Annotated in this window: 3 protein-coding genes; all 3 read left to right on the top strand. The window is 68.8% G+C overall.

All coding sequences use genetic code 11. The annotated features are described in order from the left end of the window. Window positions 1-120: 120 nt before the first annotated feature. The gene (locus QK444_RS34295; RefSeq protein ID WP_282786169.1) at window positions 121-903 is read left to right on the top strand and encodes an ESX secretion-associated protein EspG; all 783 of its coding nucleotides are present in this window, start codon (window positions 121-123) and stop codon (window positions 901-903) included. Window positions 904-1,152: 249 nt separating this feature from the next. Further along, window positions 1,153-2,973 carry a hypothetical protein gene (locus tag QK444_RS34290; RefSeq protein WP_282786168.1) on the top strand — a complete coding sequence of 607 codons (1,821 nt, stop codon included), beginning with the start codon at window positions 1,153-1,155 and terminating at the stop codon, window positions 2,971-2,973. 4 nt (window positions 2,974-2,977) lie between these two features. After that, the coding region (locus tag QK444_RS34285) for an ESX secretion-associated protein EspG (RefSeq protein WP_282786167.1) at window positions 2,978-3,457 on the top strand (480 nt) is incomplete at its 3' end.

Below are 3,457 nucleotides of genomic sequence, written 5' to 3'. Positions count from 1 at the left end.
GCAGAACCAGGGCGGCAAGGAGCGCAAGCGGCCGGAATGGCTCGAATCGGAGGAGTACCTGGAGGAGGCCATCGGCGCGCCGCCGATCGTGGCGAAACCCGTGGTGGAGGACTGATACCGGTGCACCGGACCTGGAATCTCGGCGGCATGGAGCTGCTGGTCCTGTGGGAGGACACGAATGCGGAGTATCTGCCCGCGCCCCTGATGTTCGCCACCGGTGCCGAATGGTGGGACGAACATCTGGCCGAGAAGGTGCGGGCCCGGGAGGACTTGCGCGACCGCGATCCAGCCCTCGATCGGGTGGTGGCCGCGCTGCGCACGCCCGACATCCGCGTCGAGGTGCGCGGCCGGGACGGCGGTGCCATGCCCGGTTCGGCCGGAGCCATCCGGTGTTTCGGCGCCCGCTGCGGCGACCTCGGCTATCTCGTCACTCAGCGACCCGGTGAAACCCCGGGGCAGGCGGCGGGATTCACCATCGTGGAGTTCTATGCGGAGGAGCTCGCGCGGGAGGTGGTCGCCGCGCTTCCGGACATCGGCGCGGGCCGCGGCCGCGACCTGGTGCTGGCGCAGCGGGAGAGCCGCGATCAGACCGACTACGGGTTCGGATTGTCTCCGGCCCATGAGACCTACCACGGTTCGGCGATCGACCGTGCCGCCGAATTTCTCGCCGCGCCCGCGGCCGGCATCGGCACCATCACCGTGGCACAGGGCTATTCCGCCTACGGCCCCCGCGGTATCGCGCGGTATCGACTCGGCTGGCGTGACCTCGTCGACGACGGCCGCTACCTGATCACCGACGAGAAACCGCCCACGGCGGTGGCCGCCGACCGGCAGCGCATGCTCACCGCCATCGAGACCCGAATCGCCGAGGTGGCTTTCGTCCTCGACGACGAGCGGGTCTGACCGGACGCTCCACGCTCCTCGTTCTCGAAGTCGACGGACCTCTCACCCGCCGGGGCGCGCCTCGCCGCTGCACCGTGCGCGCCCGCGGCGCTCCGCGCTATGTTCGGTGGTCCGGTGCCTCGACGTCGTACTGCGTACACTTGCTGTTCACTTCATGGGTATCGCAGCGGCGCGGTTCCGGCAGGGGTAAGCGAGTCGGGCGCGCTCACGCTGCGCCACAACGGCTTCGGGTGAGGGAGGAGCGATACGGTGGCCGAAGGTGACAATCCATGGACCGGTCTGGCGCAGCAGGCGCGGCAGGGGCAGCTGCGCATCACCGAGACCGCGGCGCGGGAGGCGGCCAATTTCGCGGCCGACTCGGTGTATTCGCTGACCTCGGTCGGTACGTACGTGTCCTTCGTCAAGGAGCACAAGGGCTTCAGCGACAACAACCATTTGCAGAAGGCGCTCGCCCTCGCCTCCCGTTTCGATGCGCAGGGCCGTCGGCTCGAGGAGTCGCTCGGCAAGTTCATCGACCTGGTCACCGCCATGGGCGAAACGCTCATGATCGCGGGGAAGCTGTACGACGACGCCGAGACCGACTCCAAGGCGGCGTTCGACGGGCTCGGTCCAGCCGCCGCGGAGCGGGACAGATCCATGCTGGGTCCCAGCCCTCGCTACGGCCAGATCGAGGTGCCGATGCCGGACGGGCGGAAGACGGCAGCGGAGATCCTGTCCTCGAACTACAGCGACGTCAAGGCGGTCGGCACCGGTGCGGACGACCCGAACCTGCACTTCGATGATCGTTACGCCGACCCGATCGACCCCGAGGACCCGAACGGCCATACCGGCCACTGGTTCCAGACCGCTCGGGAGGGCATGGATCCGCAGAAGGTGGCCAACAGCAGCGGTGACTGGCGGTGGATCGCCGACCGCATCGATGAGGATTTCGACAATCTCACCGGCAGGCTGGAACGAATCGAGCAGGACGAGCAGTGGTCCGGTCAGGGCGCGGCCGCGGCCATCGCCGCGGCCAAACGCTTCAAGGCGCAGGCCAACGACCTCACCACGGATATGCGCTCGATCTCGCGGAATCTGCTGTACGCGGCCGAATGGCTGTGGGGGACACAGCAATCGCTGCCGCGGAATGTGGCGCAGTACAGCCCCGAGATTCAGGAGTCGCTGGTGCAGTCCGCGATCCAGGGCTGGAAGCGGTACTACATCCCGGGCCTCACCGCATCAAGTCTCGCCATCCCGAAACTGGCCGATCCGACCGCCCCGCCGCCGTCGCTGGATCCAGGCGGTAACAACAACGGCGGCAACAACAACGGAGGCGGCACCGGAGGCGCTACGGGTGGCGGCGGTACGGGTGGCGGCGGTACGGGTGGCGGCGGTACGGGTGGCGGCGGTACGGGTGGCGGTGACCGTGGCCTGAGCGCCGACCTTCAGCGTCAACTGGCCGCCGCGCGGCAGGCGGGATTGCCCCCGGACGCGGAGAACGGATCGCCCCGTCCGAATACGCCCTCCCCGGACGCGAATCGGGATCCGCGAGGGTCCCAGTCCGACTCGCGGACCGGCGGACAGCAGGGTCAGCAAGTCGCGCAGCAGTTGCAGAGCGCCGTGGACCAGGGGCTGCAATCGGCGCAGCAGGCCGCGGAACAGGCCCAGCAGGCATTGGCCCAGCAGGCGCAGAACGATGTGCGGAACCAGTTGGCGAACGCACCGTTGGCGGGAATGCCCGCCGCGCTCAACGACCTCGCCAAGAAGGTGGGCGCCGGTGGACCGAAAGGGGGCGGCGGCGCACCGGGCGGCGGCGGTCCGCAGACTCAGCTCAGCGCAAACAGTCCCGCCTCGAAGCTCTTTCCCCGCGCCGCCTTGTCCGTCGATGCTGTCGGTACCGTCAGGGCCGGTCTCGCCACCGGCGCGGGCATGCCCATGAGCGGTCCGATGGGACCCGCGGGCGCTCCGGGTGCGGGTGCTCAGAATCAGGGCAAGGAGCACAAACGCCCGGACTTCCTCGATTCCGATGAGCATCTCGCCGACGCCATCGGTGAACCGCCGATCGTGGCGAAGCCCGTCGTGGAGGGGTGAATCGGTGGAAACGGAATCGGCGTTGCGCACCTGGACTCTCACCGATCTGGAGTTGTTGGTGCTCTGGGAGGACCTCGGTGCGGAATTCCTGCCCTGGCCACTGGTATTCGCCAGCCGCACCGAATGGTGGAGCGAGCATCTGGAGAACCTGGCCCGCACCCGCGACACCCTGCGGGATCGAGATCGTGCCGTCGACGAGGTGCTCCGGGCCGTGCACGCCCCCGATCTCCGCATCGCGGTGTTCGGACAGAACGGGTGCGATCCGCACGATCCGCACGGCAGTATCCGCATCCTCGGCGCGCGGTGTGGTGATCTCGCCTATCTGGTGACGCAGCTCCCCGGTGAAACGGTCCGGCACAGCAGCGGATTCACGATCGCCGAGTTCTACGCGAACGAACTGGCCGAACGCGTGGTCGCGGCGCTGCCGGATGTCGGCGCCGGGCGAGGCCGGGAGATCGTGCTGGCCGGACGGGACGACTCCGCC

It is taken from the genome of Nocardia sp. CC201C (genome assembly GCF_030010695.1).
In the GTDB taxonomy this organism is placed as follows: domain Bacteria; phylum Actinomycetota; class Actinomycetes; order Mycobacteriales; family Mycobacteriaceae; genus Nocardia; species Nocardia otitidiscaviarum.
Note: the sequence above shows the minus strand (reverse complement) of the source record. Positions and strands in the feature narration are given on the sequence as shown.